Annotated in this window: 13 protein-coding genes and 2 pseudogenes; 10 read left to right on the top strand and 5 right to left on the bottom strand. The window is 59.7% G+C overall.

Features of this window, described 5'->3' with window-relative positions; translation table 11 throughout:
* Window positions 1–529: 529 nt before the first annotated feature.
* Window positions 530–2,235, top strand: a pseudogene (locus AC1DX6_RS25790) (Tn3 family transposase); the annotation flags it as partial.
* A 53-nt stretch (window positions 2,236–2,288) separates the two neighbouring features.
* Here the strand turns inward: AC1DX6_RS25790 and AC1DX6_RS25795 are convergent.
* Window positions 2,289–2,477, bottom strand: a pseudogene (locus tag AC1DX6_RS25795) (succinate-semialdehyde dehydrogenase (NADP(+))); the annotation flags it as partial.
* Between the two features lie 413 nt (window positions 2,478–2,890).
* On the opposite strand from AC1DX6_RS25795, the gene AC1DX6_RS25800 reads away from it, so the two are divergent.
* The 9 genes from AC1DX6_RS25800 to AC1DX6_RS25840 all read left to right on the top strand — a co-directional run bounded on the left by AC1DX6_RS25800 (window position 2,891) and on the right by AC1DX6_RS25840 (window position 12,737).
* The gene (locus AC1DX6_RS25800) at window positions 2,891–3,835 is read left to right on the top strand and encodes a helix-turn-helix domain-containing protein (RefSeq protein ID WP_477318723.1); all 945 of its coding nucleotides are present in this window, start codon (window positions 2,891–2,893) and stop codon (window positions 3,833–3,835) included.
* A gap of 113 nt (window positions 3,836–3,948) precedes the next feature.
* A complete protein-coding gene (locus AC1DX6_RS25805; protein WP_477318565.1) occupies window positions 3,949–5,355 on the top strand; it encodes an aldehyde dehydrogenase family protein in 1,407 nt (468 codons plus the stop codon).
* Between the two features lie 3 nt (window positions 5,356–5,358).
* Window positions 5,359–6,954: a GMC family oxidoreductase gene (locus tag AC1DX6_RS25810; protein ID WP_477318567.1), complete on the top strand. Its 1,596-nt coding sequence runs from the start codon at window positions 5,359–5,361 to the stop codon at window positions 6,952–6,954.
* 74 nt (window positions 6,955–7,028) lie between these two features.
* The gene (locus tag AC1DX6_RS25815) at window positions 7,029–8,285 is read left to right on the top strand and encodes an ABC transporter substrate-binding protein (RefSeq protein WP_477318569.1); all 1,257 of its coding nucleotides are present in this window, start codon (window positions 7,029–7,031) and stop codon (window positions 8,283–8,285) included.
* 87 nt (window positions 8,286–8,372) lie between these two features.
* Complete coding sequence (locus AC1DX6_RS25820) at window positions 8,373–9,239, top strand: branched-chain amino acid ABC transporter permease (RefSeq protein WP_477318571.1); 867 nt, start codon at window positions 8,373–8,375, stop codon at window positions 9,237–9,239.
* A gap of 2 nt (window positions 9,240–9,241) precedes the next feature.
* The gene (locus AC1DX6_RS25825) at window positions 9,242–10,273 is read left to right on the top strand and encodes a branched-chain amino acid ABC transporter permease (protein WP_477318573.1); all 1,032 of its coding nucleotides are present in this window, start codon (window positions 9,242–9,244) and stop codon (window positions 10,271–10,273) included.
* Window positions 10,270–10,974 carry an ABC transporter ATP-binding protein gene (locus AC1DX6_RS25830; RefSeq protein WP_477318575.1) on the top strand — a complete coding sequence of 235 codons (705 nt, stop codon included), beginning with the start codon at window positions 10,270–10,272 and terminating at the stop codon, window positions 10,972–10,974. Before AC1DX6_RS25825 ends, AC1DX6_RS25830 begins: the two co-directional genes overlap by 4 nt.
* A gap of 1 nt (window position 10,975) precedes the next feature.
* The gene (locus AC1DX6_RS25835; protein WP_477318577.1) at window positions 10,976–11,692 is read left to right on the top strand and encodes an ABC transporter ATP-binding protein; all 717 of its coding nucleotides are present in this window, start codon (window positions 10,976–10,978) and stop codon (window positions 11,690–11,692) included.
* Window positions 11,693–11,756: 64 nt separating this feature from the next.
* Window positions 11,757–12,737, top strand: coding sequence for a helix-turn-helix domain-containing protein (locus tag AC1DX6_RS25840; RefSeq protein WP_477318579.1), 981 nt, complete (start codon window positions 11,757–11,759; stop codon window positions 12,735–12,737).
* Window positions 12,738–12,754: 17 nt separating this feature from the next.
* Here the strand turns inward: AC1DX6_RS25840 and AC1DX6_RS25845 are convergent, their stop codons facing one another.
* The 4 genes from AC1DX6_RS25845 to AC1DX6_RS25860 all read right to left on the bottom strand — a co-directional run bounded on the left by AC1DX6_RS25845 (window position 12,755) and on the right by AC1DX6_RS25860 (window position 15,824).
* Window positions 12,755–13,144 carry a nuclear transport factor 2 family protein gene (locus tag AC1DX6_RS25845; RefSeq protein WP_477318581.1) on the bottom strand — a complete coding sequence of 130 codons (390 nt, stop codon included), beginning with the start codon at window positions 13,142–13,144 and terminating at the stop codon, window positions 12,755–12,757.
* Window positions 13,145–13,162: 18 nt separating this feature from the next.
* The gene (locus tag AC1DX6_RS25850) at window positions 13,163–13,945 is read right to left on the bottom strand and encodes a MoaF C-terminal domain-containing protein (RefSeq protein WP_477318583.1); all 783 of its coding nucleotides are present in this window, start codon (window positions 13,943–13,945) and stop codon (window positions 13,163–13,165) included.
* 25 nt (window positions 13,946–13,970) lie between these two features.
* Window positions 13,971–14,759, bottom strand: a complete 789-nt coding sequence (locus AC1DX6_RS25855; protein WP_477318585.1) for an SDR family NAD(P)-dependent oxidoreductase — start codon at window positions 14,757–14,759, stop codon at window positions 13,971–13,973.
* A 228-nt stretch (window positions 14,760–14,987) separates the two neighbouring features.
* Window positions 14,988–15,824, bottom strand: a complete 837-nt coding sequence (locus AC1DX6_RS25860; RefSeq protein ID WP_477318587.1) for a VOC family protein — start codon at window positions 15,822–15,824, stop codon at window positions 14,988–14,990.
* Window positions 15,825–15,993 lie beyond the last annotated feature (169 nt).

The raw sequence follows: 15,993 nt of genomic DNA on the forward strand, positions 1-15,993 counted from the left end.
GTTACAAGTTTGTCAAGCTTGTTTTTGTGCCTTTTCGACTCAGCCGAGGAAGTTCCATTTGCGTTTTGGTGGAGCCCCGTGAGGCTGATCGGCGCCGACCCTGGGTGGCCCGATCAGCGGGGGTCAATTCAATGTCGAGCCGCCAAGGGCTTCCACTATTCAAGTCAAAACTGCCGCCGGTGGAAAACCAACATCTCGAGGCGCGTCCGCATGGCTTAACGTTGGATCAGGAGACAGAACGGCTGCGACTCGTTTCTCGGCAGGACTAAGGAAATCTCGTCGCGATCAACGATGCTGATGTGGACCTGAATACCGTCGAGAACCTCGCTGCCGGCGTTTCAGCCCATAGACGGGGTCGGAACAAGAACTGCTCAAAATCGTACGCTAACGGCGAACGGATCGAGAACCCGAGTGCGATATCGGTCGCCTTGCACTTGATCTCTGTGGATAGCCGTAGCCAAGGCTGACGTATGTGCCGCCCAGTTTGTCATCGTTCCATCGAGTATTGTGATGGAGTCGGGCGACGCGCAGACGGAAGCTTCTCAAAGATCAAGATCGGCATAGACTTTTCAGTGTACCGACCGATGAGGACAGCCTCATCCGACACTATTCGCTGTCGTCGGCTGACAGGCTTGAGATTGGCCTTCGGAGGCGAGAACACAATCAGCTCGGCTTTGCTGTTCAGCTTTGTCTGATGCGCCACCCAGGTAGAGTGCTCGCCGCTGGAGAGACTCCGCCTCGCGCAATGCTAAAGTATGTTGCCGATCAGGTCGGCGCCGACCTCGGAACGTTCGCGCTCTATGCGCGCCGTGAAGAAACCCGTCGCGACCACGCCGCGCGCTTGATGATGTATCTGGATACGAAGAGCGCAACGGGGGGAGGACCGTCGAGCGGCGCTACTGGCTGCGATTCAAGCGGCAACAATATCCGACGACAGCCTCGGGATTGCGAAAGCCATCGCCGCGTCTTTTCGGGAACGCGGTTCCCTGCTTCCGGTGACCGAGACGATCGAGCGAATAGGGCTCGCGGGCCGCTCAATTGCTCGTCGGCGGGCAGAGAGAGCGCTCCTCGAAGAAATTTCGGTCGATACGCTTCAATCATTGGATAAGCTATTGGAGGTTGACCCGGCCATCGGCCAGACGCGCTTTCATTGGCTGCGATCGGCGCCAGAAGCGCCGGGTGCATCCAACCTAGTCGGACTGACCGAACGGATTGCATTCCTGCGGACGTTGGAGATCGATCCGAAATTGCAGGCGCGCACATCATCGGGACGGTGGGAGCAGATGATCCGTGAGGGCAACGCCACGCCGGCATGGCTGGCCAACGACTTCAATGCGAGTCGCCGGCACGCTTTGATCGTGGCACAGGTCATCAAGCTCGGCCAGAAGCTCACCGACGATGCTGTGTCGATGTTTATCAAGCTTATGGCTCGGCTGTTTTCGCAAGCCATAGGCTGCCTATGTTCTCGACGGACTATTCGATCAGGACACAATTCTCGAAATACAGGAGCACTTCACCGACACCGGCGGCGCCAGCGATCACGTCTTCGGATTGTTCACCTTGATCGGCAAGCGGTTCGCACCGCGGCGCAACCTCAAGGATCGAAAGTTCCACACGTTCGAGAAAGGCGATGCATATCCGGCACTGTCGAACCACATCGGGGCGCCGATCAACACCACGCTCATTCTCGACCACTGGGACGATCTTCTTCATCTCGCGGCGTCGATCACGACGCGATCCGTCGTGCCGTCGACCATCCTGAAGAAGCTCTCGGCATCGCCAAAGGAAGGTCAGCTCGCCAGGGCGCTGCGGGAACTGGGTCGTATTGAGCGGTCTCTCTTCATGATCGAATGGTACTCGAGCCCGGCATTGCGCCGGCGCTGCCAAGCCGGACTCAACAAAGGTGAGGCCGCGCACAAGCTCAAACGCGCGGTGTTTTTCCATGAGCGAGGCGAAATCCGCGATCGGTCGTTCGAAAGTCAGGCCTTCCGGGCATCTGGCCTCAATCTCGTTGTCAGCGCGATCGTGCATTGGAATACGGTCTATCTTGATCGGGCTGTCACACACTTGAAAATGGCGGGCAGAAACATTCCCGAGATGCTGCTGAAGCACATCTCGCCACTCAGCTGGGAACACATTAACCTGACCGGCATCTACACTTGGGACAGCGAGCAGCATCTGCCGGAGGGCTTTAGGACACTGCGCCTTCCCGTGGGGTTAAAGCGTGCCGCATGATGTTCATGATCCGTTCGACCTTAGCGTACGATTTTGAGCAGTTCTTGTTCCGACCCCTTCTGCGCAATGCGAGCCGCCTCAATGGCGATGCGCGTTTCGGCAGCGCCGAGCTTTGGAACGTAGCCGACTAGCTCGCCTGTCGCTGGATTCGTTACGGCAACGGCATGGATGGGATCAGCTTCGATCCAGTTCCCTCCAACGAGAGCGGCCTGGCGAAGCAAAGAGGGGTCGCGAAGGTCCATTGATGGAATCCTCATGTGCTTGAAGGCTCCGGGGCCGGCAGCCGCTTTGACAACGTCCAGGTGGTAATATAATTTACATGTTAAATATATCGTGCCTTGTCAAGCAAATTCAATCCTCCTTCCGAGGAGGTCGGCTTGATCGAAGCTTTCGATATTGGCTGTCGGCGGCTTGCCGCTCCAGGATGACGAAACCTTGGAAAGATCGCCGGAGATGACGCAGCACAGTACGAAGAACAGAAAGGCCCGAGACTATTTAACGTGTTAATCATTGACAAGGCTTTCGGGTTGCGACACCTTGGTTGCCGACTGCCACACCGACAGGGCCGCCGCACGGACGAGATGGTGGCGTTGGACGTGTATTGGGCTAACGCTGTTGGGAGGCAGAGTTGGAGCTACTGAAGAATCAAGACCTGATGCAAAGAGCCTGGACCCCCGTGCCCTACGATCAATGGACAAATGACCTGCGCTCGATTTGCGGCAGTTTCAATCCGAGGGCTATGGAACACAACGGCGTCGTAACCGGCGCGGCCCGCCGGGTCGATGTCTGCGGTATGGAATTTGCCCATGTCTCCAACGATCTTGATCGCGTTCATCGCGATTGGGACGATATCCGCAAGGATGCCAACGAGCACCTCTTCCTCATCATGCAGCTAGAGGGCTCGTGTGGTGTAGAGCATGTTGGGCAGCAGGCGGTCCTGGACGTCGGCGATTGCATCCTGGTGGATTCGACCCGGCCCACGACCTTTTATTTCGGCGGGCAGTTCAGCAATCATCTGTCGCTGCATCTGCCTCGCCAGATCATGTATTCCGCAAGCGACGTCGATTTTGATATCGCCCGCAAGCTGGAAGCCTTTGATCCGATGGCGATGATGCTGCGTGCGCTTGTCGCCAAGATCATGTCCACGGCCCAATCAGACGCCACCTCATCCAATCTGCGGCACCTGATGTTCAGCGCGACACGTCAGGCCTTCGTTTCGAGCGGCGATACGATGTCGGCACTCAACGACAGCACCGCACGGCGGCTTCAGATGGTCGATATCCTGATCGACAGGCACCTGACAGAAAGTGATCTGTGCGCCAAATGGCTGGCGACGCGCATCGGCGTTTCGATCCGCACGCTGCAGGAGGATTTTCAGGGACTGGGCATGACCTGCACGACGGTCATCCGTGACAAACGTTTGCGTTTCGTGCGCGAAAAGATAGAGCAGACCAAGGATCAGAAGGGTGCGAAGACCATCGCCGAAGTGGCATATTCTGCCGGTTTCAACGATATCTCCTATTTCAATCGCAGCTTCAAGGAACTGTTCGACTGCGCGCCGAGGGATCTGCTGAGGCCCGTATCGGCACCCGGGCATTAAAGCCTTATGGGCGCTCCGCGTCGCGTTTCAGGTCAAGTCGTAGCGCGTTCCAGCCCAAGACGGTGTTTTTCCCCTGCGGCATAGTCCTCCCATAGCTACGGGAGGAGCCTATTGTGAAGCAGTATAGCCTGATCATCGATGGAGCGCGCGTCGATACTGCCGCGTATGCCGACATACGCAATCCATCAACCGGCGCTGTCGTGGGGGAAATGCCGCTGGCAACGCCGGCGGATCTTGACCGTGCCGTGGCCGCGGCGTCAGCGGCCTTCAAGGGATGGAGCCGGAGTTCGGAAGAAGAACGGCAGGCTGGATGCCGCGCCATCGCGGAAAAGATTGCAGCCCACAGTGAAGAGCTTGCCCGCCTTCTGACGCTGGAGCAGGGAAAACCACTGGGTGGCCTCGGCTCGCGTTTCGAAATTGGAGGGGCGATCGCCTGGACCCGCCATACCGCCGAACTCAGCCTGCCCATCGAAGTGCTGCAGGACAACGACCAAGGTCGTGTCGAGATACATCGCAAGCCAATCGGTGTCGTTGGCGCCATCACGCCCTGGAACTGGCCGGTGATGATTGCCTGCTGGCATATCATTCCAGCAGTTCGTACCGGAAATACGGTCGTCATCAAGCCTTCACCCTTGACGCCGCTGTCGACGATCCGGCTGGTCGAAATCATCAATGAGGTGTTAGCCGCAGGCGTCGTCAACGTCGTCACTGGCGAGAATAGCATCGGCGCCGCTCTTTCCGCGCACTTAGGCGTCGGCAAGATGACCTTCACGGGATCGACCGAGACCGGAAAAAAGGTCATGGCGTCGGCGGTGGCGACGCTCAAGCGGCTGACGCTGGAACTTGGCGGCAACGATGCCGGCATCGTCCTTCCAGACGCTGATCCGGCGCAGATCGCCGAAGGCTTGTTCTGGGGCGCCTTCATCAACAATGGCCAGACCTGCGCGGCCCTGAAACGTCTCTATGTCCATGACAGTATCTACGAGGCGGTATGCGAGGCGCTTAGCGAATACGCGGCGAGAATTATCGTAGGCGACGGCCTTGATGAAACCAGTGCGCTGGGTCCGATTCAAAACGAAGCGCAGTTTAACAAGGTGCGCGAACTGATCAATGATGCGCGCGCCAACGGTGGCCGCATCCTGACCGGCGGCGCCCCGCTGGACCGTCCCGGTTACTTCTACCCGGTTACGCTCGTCGCCGATGTGACCGACGGTGTTCGCCTGGTGGATGAGGAGCAGTTCGGCCCGGCGCTTCCGATTATCCGTTACAGCGATATCGATGAGGTAATTGCTCGCGCCAATGCCAATCCCGCCGGGCTTGGCGGTTCCGTCTGGTCAGCCGATCCTCAGAAGGCGCGCCACTATGCGCGCCAGCTGGAATGCGGTTCCGTCTGGATCAACAATCACGGCGCCATCCAGCCAAATGCACCTTTCGGCGGCGTCAAGCAGTCAGGCATCGGCGTCGAGTTCGGCGTCGATGGGCTGAAGGAATTCACCACCATCCAAACCATGCTGAGCTGAGCCATGACACCATATGATTACATCATTGTCGGTGGTGGATCGTCAGGCTGCGTGCTGGCAAACAGGCTGTCGAAAAATCCGAAGAATACTGTTTTGCTGATAGAATCCGGGAAGCGGGACAGCGACCCGTGGATTCACATTCCAGCGACCTTCTTCAAGGTGCTGGGCAAAGGCGAAGCCGTCCATCCCTATGCATCCGAGCCGGACAGTGGGCTCAACGGCCGGCCAAGCATCGTGCCGCAGGGCAACGTGCTGGGCGGCGGCAGTTCGGTCAATGCGATGATTTATATCCGCGGCCATCGCAACGATTACGACACCTGGGCACAAACGGGCTGCACCGGCTGGTCTTACGATGACGTGCTTCCCGCCTTTCGTTCGCTTGAGAACAACGAGACGATGGGCGGCCCATTCCATGGCCGGGCGGGCACGCTGCATGTGTCCAATTCACGGTATCGTCATCCGCTGAGCGAGGCCTTCGTTCAGGCTGCTACTGAAGCTGGCATACCTTTCAACCCGGATTTCAACGGTCCCGAACAGGAAGGTGTCGGCTTCTATCAGACCACGACGCACAACGGCCGTCGCTGGAGTTCGGCGCAGGCCTTTCTGCGCGAAGCGGAAAAGCGGCCAAATGTGACGGTGCTGACCGAGCGGCGCGTGGCCCGTATCCTGTTCGAAAGCAAACGCGCCACCGGCGTCGAGCTCCTCGACGGTACCCGTTTCCTCGCCTCCAGGGAAGTTGCGCTGACTGCGGGAGCGCTCGCAACCCCAAAGATCCTGCAGCTGTCGGGCATCGGCGATGCGGCACATCTTGGTCAACACGGCATTGGCGTGATCGCCGATCTGCCGGGTACCGGGGCCAATTATCAGGATCATCTCGAGGTGCCCGTCCAGGGTGAAACCTATGCGCCGATTTCGATGCTCGGCCATGACAATGGCTGGCGCGCGGCCCTGCACATGCTGCGCTACCTCACCACTCATCGCGGCCTGCTTTCGTCGAACGTGGTCGAGAGCGGCGGGTTTGTGGATACGGCCGGCACCGGCCAGCCGGATGTGCAGTTTCACGTCCTGCCGGCAATGGTCGGGTTCGTCGATCGCGAACCGGAGCCGGGTCACGGACTGAGCATCGGTCCCTGTTATCTGCGACCGCGGTCGCGCGGAACCGTCCGGCTGCGGTCGGCCGAACCACAGGATACGGCCCTGTTCAACGCCAATCTGCTGTCGGATCCCGCCGATCTCGAAACGTTGGTGCGTGGCGTGGAGATCGCGATCCGCATCCTGGAAGCGCCGGCGCTGGCCAGGCTGGTCAAGCGCCGGGTACTGCCGAAGCCTGGTGTGGAAAGCGATCCGCAGGCGCTTCGGGACTATATCCGTCAGACAACCAAGACCGTGTTTCATCCAGCCGGTACCGCCAAGATGGGGCGGACAGACGACAGGATGAGCGTGGTCGGGCCGGATCTCAAGGTTCACGGGGTGGAAGGATTGCGGGTGTGTGACGCGTCGGTGATGCCGACGCTTGTCTCGGGCAATACCAATGCCCCTGTGATGATGATCGCGGCCAAGGCCGCCGCTTTCATGACGGGGCGGCAAATATCGGGCTGACGGTAGCTACGGGTGGCGGAGGAGGCTGCTCAAAGTCTGCCGGTGTGACTTTCATCAACACAGGAGGAGGAACCATGAGACATACTCTTGCAGGTCTGGCCGCAGGGCTGACCCTATTTCTGATATCCACATTCGGCGCCAATGCCGCGGCGTCCTGCGGCGCCAATGGCGCGGAGGCTGCCACTGGCGAACCAATCGTCATCGGCGCGATTACCGGGAAGACCGGGCCGGACGACTTCTCGAACTCGACCAAGGCGGCAAAGGCCTATTTCGACTGCCTCAACGCCAAGGGCGGCATTCACGGGCGGCCGGTCAAATACCTGGTTGAGGACGATCAGTGGAATCCCGAAATCGCTTCTCAGCTTGCCGCCAAGCTCGTCAACGACGAGAAGGCGGTGCTGATGGTCGGCAATTCGAGCTTTGTCGAATGTGGCGCAAACGCCGAGTTCTACAAAAAGTCCGGTATTGTCGTCGTCGCCGGCGTTGGCGTTCCTCGCGAATGCTTCTTTGCCGAGAACTACGCGGCCGCGAATGCGGGACCACGCGTCTCCATGCTGGGCGCCATGGGTTATGCATTGGACCAGCTCAAGGCGAAGTCGGTCGTCTGCATCGGCCCGAACATCCCGAACGTCGGTACGTGGTCCTGCGACGGCATTGCGTCGCTGGCCAAGGAGAAAGGCTTTACGGCCGAAACGATCCTGATGGATCCCGGGACTGCCGACTCGACATCGACGATCCTGCAGGCGGCGGCTTCGAAGCCCGATGTCATTATTCTTGGCCTACCCAAGGGCGTCACCATTCCGCTGCTGACGGCGGCCGAAGAGCAGGGCCTCAACCAGACCATCAAGTTCCTCAGTGCCGCGTCGGCTTATGACCTGTCGGTGCCCGCGACGATCGGTGCTGGCTGGGACGGAAACTTCTATGTGAACATGGAGTTCAACGATCTCGAGGCCGCGACGCCGGACAACCAGAACTGGCTTGCCGTCATGGACGCGTATGGTCAGCCTTCCGACCCGCGCGATACGTTTGCTCAGGCCGGATATCTTGCGGCCCGTATCGCCGAGCAGGCCTTGATGTCGCTGGATCCGAAGGACATCACGCGCGAAAGCACCAGTGCTGCTGTCCGCAAGGTCAAGAACTTTACCAGCGATATCTTCTGCACCCCCTGGTATTTCGGGGAGGGTCAGCCGCGCCATAATGCCAATTCGACGACGCGCATGGCGGTCAGCGAAGCCGGCAAGTGGAAGGTGATTTCCGGTTGCTCGCCATCGCCCGATCCGGAGTTGGCCGACATCCGGGCCTATGAAAAGAGCACCGGGCTCGCACCGTAAATCAAGGCGTCACGCACTATCCCGTGGTTTGGCCCACGGGATAGGACTGCCCGCCGTTTCTTGCGGCCTCGACATCGGATTCCGCTCATGACCTTCTTGCCATTTCTCGTATCAGGTCTCGGAATAGGGGCTGTCTACGCCCTGTCCGGCGTCGGTCTCGTTGTTCTTTTCCGGGCGACAGGAGTACTCAATTTCGCTTTTGGCGCGGTTGGTGCGCTGGGCGCCCATGTCGCCTGGCAGTTGCTGGAATGGCGGCTTCCGTTGGCTGCGGCGATCCTCGCCGCGGTAGCAGTCTCGACGCTCGTCAGCTTCCTTTATGGCAGCTTCCTTGCTCCCCTGTTGTCCCACCGGGACACGGTCGTACGGGCAGTCGGTACGCTGGCACTGGCACTCGTGCTGATTGCCGCCATGGGCGTCATCTGGGGCGAACTTCCGCGCAGGCTGCAATTTCCCACCGACCAGATGTTTATGACGCTGTTCGGTGTCCGCCTCACATTTACGCGCATTCTTGCATTGGTGCTGGCCGTCTCGATGGTCGGCGCAATCACCCTGCTTCTGACCCGGACACGGCTTGGCCTCGATATGCGCGCGCTTGCCAATGACAGGGATCTAAGTTCAATTTTGGGTGTCCGCATCCGGCATACGGAAACCGCGGCCTGGTTGATCACCGGTGTCTTCGCCGGCCTGGCCGGCCTGCTGCTCGGCGATCTGGTCCGCCTGCAAGGCACCTTTCTCACCTTTCTCGTTATTCCGGCAATTGCGGCGGCGATTCTGGGGCAGTTGCGTTCCTTGTGGATTACCGCCTTGGGAGGGCTTTCAATCGGTATTGTCGAAGCCGTTCTGACGCCGCTCGCCACCATCTCTCCCTATCGTGCCGCCGCGCCCTTCATCATCGCCTTGATCGCCGTGACAATCTTGGGAAGTACGGCGCAGGCCGGCTTGAAGGACCGATGATCATGGCAAATCCGGTGGCTCAAACTTTTTCGGGAACCGGTGCCGCGCGTTTCGCGCGCCGCGACCTCCTCGCCATTCCAGTGACCATGGCAGTCTTTTCTGCCGCCATCGCATGGTCCGCCAATTCCTTCTGGCTATCGGCGGCCACCTCTGCGGTAGCTCTTTCTCTATCGGTTGCCGGGCTTGCCATTCTCTATGGTCAGTTGGGCCTCGTTTCGCTCTGCCAATTTGCACTGGTGGGCGTTGGTGGCTGGGTTACCCTTCGCGTCGGCCATGGCCTTCATACGCCTTTCGAAGTGAGTGCGCTTGCTGGCGGCATCGCCGCTTCGGTGATCGGTCTTGCATTCGGTTTGCCGGCTTTGCGACTGCGCGGGCTTTACCTCGCTCTGGTCACTTTGATGGTCGCAGGCGCTTTCCAGATCATCATCAGTGCCTGGGGTTTTCCTGATGGCGGTAGCGGATTTCTTGGTCGTGCCGATGGCGCGGGCCGAGCCATGTTGTCTCGCCCGGCTATGGCAGCTGAGGCCGTGCCGTATTTTCTCTATGTCAGTTGCATAGCCGCGATGGGGTTGGTGGTTGTCCAATGGCACAAGTTAACCCGACCCGGCCGTGCCTGGGCGCTGATCCGCAAGGGCGAGACGGTGGCGATATCAGCCGGAGTGCCGGTGCTCATTTACAAGGCATGGGCTTTCGCGCTCAGCGGCTTTCTTGCAGGCATTGCCGGCGCACTTCTGGCCGGTAATGTCGGACAACTCGATGGACGTGCCTTCACCGCCTTCGAAAGCCTCAATCTCTTCGCGCTCGCCGTCGTCGGCGGGGTCTATAATTGGTACGGCGCGCTCATCGCGGGTCTTCTCCTGCGAGCCATTCCTGCCCTCCTCACCGATCTGGGAATCGACGGCTACGTCACCATCGGTATTTTTGGCGCGGCGCTGTTCCAGGCGCTGGCAACGGCGCCCGCAGGCATCGCCGGACAGATCGCCGGACTCATAGACCGTTTGCGCGCCCGTAAGGGCAAGGACGGTGCGGCATGATCGCAATCGAGAATCTGGTCGTTCAATTCGGCGGTGTGCGACCAATCGATCGCTTGACGGCGCAACTCGCAGCGCCCGTGTCCGGCCTCATTGGCCCCAACGGAGCCGGCAAGACGACGCTGCTGAACGTACTGTCCGGTTTCCTGCGGCCGATCGAAGGCAAGGTGACGTTGAACGGGCAGGCATTGCTCGAGCTTTCGCCGCTGCAGCGGGTTCGTGCCGGCCTTCGCCGTTCGTTCCAGACGGAGCAAGTTGTCGAGGATCTGACTGTTGCCGGAAACCTCGCCGCCATTGCCGATCATGTCTTGCCAGCGAGGGCTAGGCTCCATGCGGTCTCGGCGGCGCTGGAGTTTGTCAGGCTGGGTTCCGTCGGCGCCAGACTAGGCGGTTCTCTCAACCTGTTCCAGCGCCGGCTGGTGGAACTCGGCAAATGCGTCGTTGGCGCGCCGAAGCTGATCCTGCTGGATGAGCCCGCGGCCGGCCTCAGCAATGAGGAAAGCGGTGTATTGCGGGAGTTGATCCTGCGCATTCCCGCTGAATACGGCGCGCAGGTTCTGGTCATCGACCATGACGTGGAATTGATCCGTGCCATGTGTACCGAAACGCTGGTGCTGGACTATGGCCGGATGCTGGCACTGGGTCCCACCGATGATGTTCTGGCCAGCCCGGATGTTCGTCGCGCTTATCTGGGAGAGTTCTGAAATGGCTGTGCGCTCGATCACCATTTCCGATCTTGTCGTCAATCGCGGTGGCAAGCGCGTCCTGCACGGCATCGGATTTACCGTGCGTCCCGGCACAATCAGCACGTTGCTGGGCGCCAATGGCGCAGGCAAATCCACGACGGTCATGACGCTTGCCGGCGCGCTTCCGCTTGAAAGCGGAACGATCCGCCTCGGAGAGGTGTCGCTGAACGGTCTTTCGCCGGACCATATCCGCCGCCACGGCGTGGCGCTGGTTCCGGAAGGGCATAGGGTGCTTGGCGCGCTCAGCGTAGAGGATAACCTTTTGGTTGCCGCTCTTGATCGTACCACCCAGGGCCGACGTTCCGGGCTCGAGCGCGTCTATGCGATCTTTCCCGAACTTGCCGAGCGGCGGCGTCAATCGGCGTCCGACCTGTCGGGTGGCCAAAAGCAGATGGTGGCGATGGGGCAGGCCTTCATCGCCCGTCCCGATTTCATGATCGTTGACGAACTGTCCCTCGGCTTGGCGCCAGGGGTCGTCCGGCGATTGGCGGAGGCGCTGACGCTTGCTGCGGCGCAGGGTATCGGCGTGCTGCTGATCGAGCAGTTCGCCCATCTGGCGCTGGGGCTTGCAACGCACGCCATGGTGCTTGAACGTGGGCGTCTCGTCTATGATGGGCCCTCGGCGACCTTGCGTGAACAGCCCGACATTCTGCACGGCGCCTATCTGGCACAGTAGGAGTTTGAAGACAAAACCGGTTAGCCCGAATGGGCGCGAGCCGCGCCTGGGCAGGAGGTCCGTCATGGAAATTGCAGACAGCATGCCACCACCCGTCCCGGTGACCCGCATCGACCATGTACCATACCGCGCGACCAGAATTGCGACGGGCTGTGAATTTGCCAGCGCCGCTGCTCAATTGTTCGGGAATGTTCGGCTGGAATTTCCCGGCGAACACAAGACCGGCCGCAGGTTGGCCTCGCTGCCATTGGGTGATTGCAGGCTGTCGCAGTTGCAGGCTGGAATTCACACCGTCCATGGAGAGCGCGTTGCCGCCCGCTCCTTCGATCCCGATGCCGTGAAGCTCATCATCCAGTCTACCGGCCAGTCCGTGCTTGAGCAGGGCGGATCACTAAGTGTCTTTCGCAACAATGCTCCAATTATCTATGATCCCACCCGCCCTTACCGGCTCGTCAACAAAACACCGGTACGCCTCTTGATGTTGCAGCTGCCCCGTGGCCGCTTTCCGCAAGCGGTGCTGCATCGGCTCAAGAGTCCGATACTTCCCGAGGAGAACGGCCTCGTGCCGATCTTGCTCGCAATGATGCGCTCAACGATGGCACAAGCGGACACTGTCGGTGCTTCAGCCCGCGCCGGTATTGGCTCGGCGATGATCGAGCTGGTTCGCGGTCTCATCGATGGGAGACCTGACCCATTGCCTCAAATGCCGCGACCGCCACTCGACCTTCTTCTGGAGCGCGTTAAGGCGTTCATCGCTCACAATCTCTCTTGTCCGGACCTCTCGGTTGAGCTGATCGCCCGGCGAATGGGCTGCTCGCAGCGTTACGTTTATCGCGCTTTCGATCAACACGGCACCACGCCTTCGGACTATGTCTGGGGTTTGCGTCTTGAGCACGCCCGCGCCTGTCTGCAAAGGCAAGACCAGAGGGCACGCTCGATTACCGACGTCGCCTTTTCGCTTGGCTTCTCGTCCACCTCGCATTTTTCTCGGGCATTTCGACACCGCCATGGCATGACGCCAAGCGATTGCCGCCGCCAGGCATGACCCGGGCGGCGATCTCGCTACACCATGGACTGGGCGACACGCAATGTGTCGGTAAATTGCTCGAAACTGCGGATCTTGCCGCCCGATGCACCCCACACATGAGCCACGCGGGCGCTGAAGGATTTTCCTGTTTTCTTGTGGGTGCCGGTATAGGTGCCGAGGCCGATCGCCGAGCCGTCGGCATCCAGTAGCCGCTCAAGAGTGAAGGTATAGTCGTCGAAGGTGCTCCCTAACGCCTTGAAGACATTTTCGACCACGGCCGGCCCGCCGATATAGGTGCCTGCGCAGGGAAAGCCTTCCATCTCAGTCCAGCGGCAGTCGTCGGCGATATCGGCAATCATGCCGGCTATGTCATGCCGGTCGTTTGCTTCGTAATGTGCTTTCACCAGTTCGTAGGCTGTCTTCATCATCGCGTCCCCGTGTTTTCACACCGGCTCCTGGCCGGGCAGGTAATAGGTCTTGGATGCCTTGCGGATGAAGGCGCCGGCCGGGCTGTTCTGGATGTGGCCGTCGCCGGTGATACCGAGGAATTTGCCGGTCGAGCGCAGATCCTTGAAATTATAGAAGAAGGTAGACGCGACCGCGATCTTGAATTCGCGGAAGGTGAAGACGTACTGATCATCGTCGAATTTGTAGGTGGTGGTCAGGTCCACGTCGCCGTGTCCGCGCTGGACACCGACTAGGCACTGCCAGGCATAGCGCTGCGACGACAGATATGTGTGCTCGTAGACATGGTTGGGACTGTAGGTGAAGTGAGCCCGCAGCCCGATCAGGTCGCGGCTTTCGGCAGGCGCGGAGATGTCTTTTGCGGCAGCGCCCGTCGTGCCGGCGCGGAATATCTGCGCGACCTGCGGTTCACCGACGGACAGTTCCTTGTCGCGCACGATCGAATAGATTGAAAGGGCACGGCCTTTTGCCGTGTTGAGGATAATTGTCTCGGCTTCTTTCGGGCGCGCTGCGAAAATAATCTCGATGAAGAACGTGTTTTCCGCAACCTCGATGACTTCGGCGCTGTCTTGGGCGGAGTTGGTGCCGTCCGACCATGTCACCTTGCCATTGCTAAAGGACAAATCGAGCTTGCGGCCATCATCGAAGGTGATTGTGTGGGAAGAGCCTGACAGGGCGCTGGTTGCGGGCAGTCGGTTGGCATCGATGCCATAGGCGAACTGGTCATATGTTTTCCAGTCCTTTGGGTTCTGTTGGGTCACTCCGAGGGTTCCTCCTGTTTGGCATTTATTGAGCGAATGCAAGTGTCGGCAGGTCGACCGTGCCCGCACCGCCGTCCACCGTGAGAATAGCGCCGTTGATCATCGAAGCTTCGCCCGATGCAAGAAAGCAGACGGCGTTGGCGACGTCTTCGGGACGCGCAGGCCGCCCAAGCGGTACGTCCTTGGTCACCAGAGCGTAGGCTTCCTCTATATTGTTCAGCCCCTTCCTCTCCACGAGGAATTGCATCTGTTCATCGGCCATGGTGGTCGTCACCCAACCGGGGCAGACGGTATTCGTGCGCACGCCGAAGCGGCCGTAATCGCGCGCCAGCGATTTCGCCAGTCCGATGCAGGCATGCTTGGTGGTGACATAACCTGCGGCATCAGGCCCTGCGAAAAGGCCAGCAATCGAGGCCACAACCACAATCGTGCCTTTTCGCTCGATGAGTTGCGGCAGGCATTCGCGGGCGCTGACGAATGCTGTATTGAGATTGAGCCTGACGGAAAGATCCCATGTCGCGTCTGGCATCGCGATTGTCGGCCCGACGCCGTGACCTCCGGCGTTGGCAACCAAAATATCGATGCATCCAAAACGCTCGATGATGGCGGCGACCGCTGCTTTCATTGCCGCACCGTCCGCTGCATCCGCCGAAAATACATAAGCACCGATCTCGTCCGCAACGGCGCGAAGCGGCTCGACGCGACGTCCAACGAGAGCGACATTGCCGCCTTCAGAACAAATCCGCCGCGCGACAGCTGCCCCGATTCCTGTTCCTCCACCGGTAATGAGTGCTGTCTTTCCCGCAAAGCGCATTCCCGGCATCCTTCTTTTGCAGGCTTGACCCTGCATCAGACGAGCCTTGAAGTCGTGTCCCAGAGCGAAATCCGATTTGACTGAGAGTGAACTTTCTCGAACCGCTGAAGGGTGCCTTCCCCCGTGGCCCTGGACGGTTCGCTGACGTTTTGCGGCTGTTTCCGCGAGATCGGCCACCAGGAGCGCCCAATGAGGGCGGCAAACAGCGAGGTGCAATGGTGCTTGTAGTCATTGCGCCCGCTGATCTGGTTCTCTTCGCCGACGCCGATCGTCAGGTGCTTGTGCAGGGGCCACAATCTGGGTCCCCCAGGGGTCGGTATACATGCCGCCCTTCAGAGACGTAGACGCCCCGGCGACCGCCAGTTCAATTTCCGCCAGTCCCGTTGCGTCGGCGCTTCTTTTTCCTGCTCGGTCGCTGTTCCAGATATTGCCTGCAAAATGATGATGATATCCTCCCCAGGCATAGAATCCAGCTGAAGGCCTCTTTGCGGTGCACGTCAGGCCCAGTTGATCCCGAAAGAATCTGTCCGCCTCTGCCATGTTGCCAACCTGAAGATGCACATGCCCAATAACAGTCCCGGAAGGGGCGCCCCGCCAGGCGCCTGGTGACGCCTCAGACAACGCGTCAAAGTCGATTGGCTGCGACCCCATTTGGACCTCACCGTCTTCAAAGATCCAACTTTTTCGCGGCCGGTCGACATAGACCTCAATTCCGTTGCCTTCGGGATCCCGCATATACATGGCCTCGCTGACCCCGTGATCTGTGGCTCCGGTCAAGGGTACGGCCATCTTTTGAATGTGCCGGAGCCAGCGCCCCAGATCGACGCGGCTTGGAAGAAGGAACGCATTGTGGAACAAGCCCGCCTCAAACGGGTACTGCCTTGCGTGTCGATCCTGACGGAGCTCGAGTAGGATGTTACTTTCCACCCCGAGCTGGCGAATTTCACCGTCGCTATGCAAGAGTTGTAGACCAAGGACAGACCGATAATAGCTTGCCATCCGGTCGAGGTCATTCACCGTTAGTGAAACCCGGGATATCGTAACCGGCGCATCACTCGTTGCCATCGTCTCATCTCCAGCTTGGATTGTTAGTTGCCTCGTTGTCGAAGCTGAGTTGCCGAGCCCAGCGGCGATTCGAACGTCCAGTGCCCACAACTCAGAATGCCGAGGATTCCCGACGCGGCGGCACCACGCGTCCAGACATATCTAAGATATTTGCTTGACCCGAAAAACG

The organism is Mesorhizobium sp. P2_C4, assembly GCF_056404575.1.

What these genes read in the sequence shown, in the direction of transcription:
- AC1DX6_RS25825 (WP_477318573.1), top strand. Translation starts at nt 9,242, where the DNA reads ATGGCAAATCCGGTGGCTCAAACTTTTTCGGGAACCGGTGCCGCGCGT.
- AC1DX6_RS25830 (WP_477318575.1), top strand. Translation starts at nt 10,270, where the DNA reads ATGATCGCAATCGAGAATCTGGTCGTTCAATTCGGCGGTGTGCGACCA.
- AC1DX6_RS25815 (WP_477318569.1), top strand. Translation starts at nt 7,029, where the DNA reads ATGAGACATACTCTTGCAGGTCTGGCCGCAGGGCTGACCCTATTTCTG.
- AC1DX6_RS25860 (WP_477318587.1), bottom strand. Translation starts at nt 15,824, where the DNA reads ATGGCAACGAGTGATGCGCCGGTTACGATATCCCGGGTTTCACTAACG.
- AC1DX6_RS25800 (WP_477318723.1), top strand. Translation starts at nt 2,891, where the DNA reads ATGCAAAGAGCCTGGACCCCCGTGCCCTACGATCAATGGACAAATGAC.
- AC1DX6_RS25810 (WP_477318567.1), top strand. Translation starts at nt 5,359, where the DNA reads ATGACACCATATGATTACATCATTGTCGGTGGTGGATCGTCAGGCTGC.
- AC1DX6_RS25840 (WP_477318579.1), top strand. Translation starts at nt 11,757, where the DNA reads ATGGAAATTGCAGACAGCATGCCACCACCCGTCCCGGTGACCCGCATC.
- AC1DX6_RS25820 (WP_477318571.1), top strand. Translation starts at nt 8,373, where the DNA reads ATGACCTTCTTGCCATTTCTCGTATCAGGTCTCGGAATAGGGGCTGTC.
- AC1DX6_RS25855 (WP_477318585.1), bottom strand. Translation starts at nt 14,759, where the DNA reads ATGCGCTTTGCGGGAAAGACAGCACTCATTACCGGTGGAGGAACAGGA.
- AC1DX6_RS25845 (WP_477318581.1), bottom strand. Translation starts at nt 13,144, where the DNA reads ATGAAGACAGCCTACGAACTGGTGAAAGCACATTACGAAGCAAACGAC.
- AC1DX6_RS25835 (WP_477318577.1), top strand. Translation starts at nt 10,976, where the DNA reads ATGGCTGTGCGCTCGATCACCATTTCCGATCTTGTCGTCAATCGCGGT.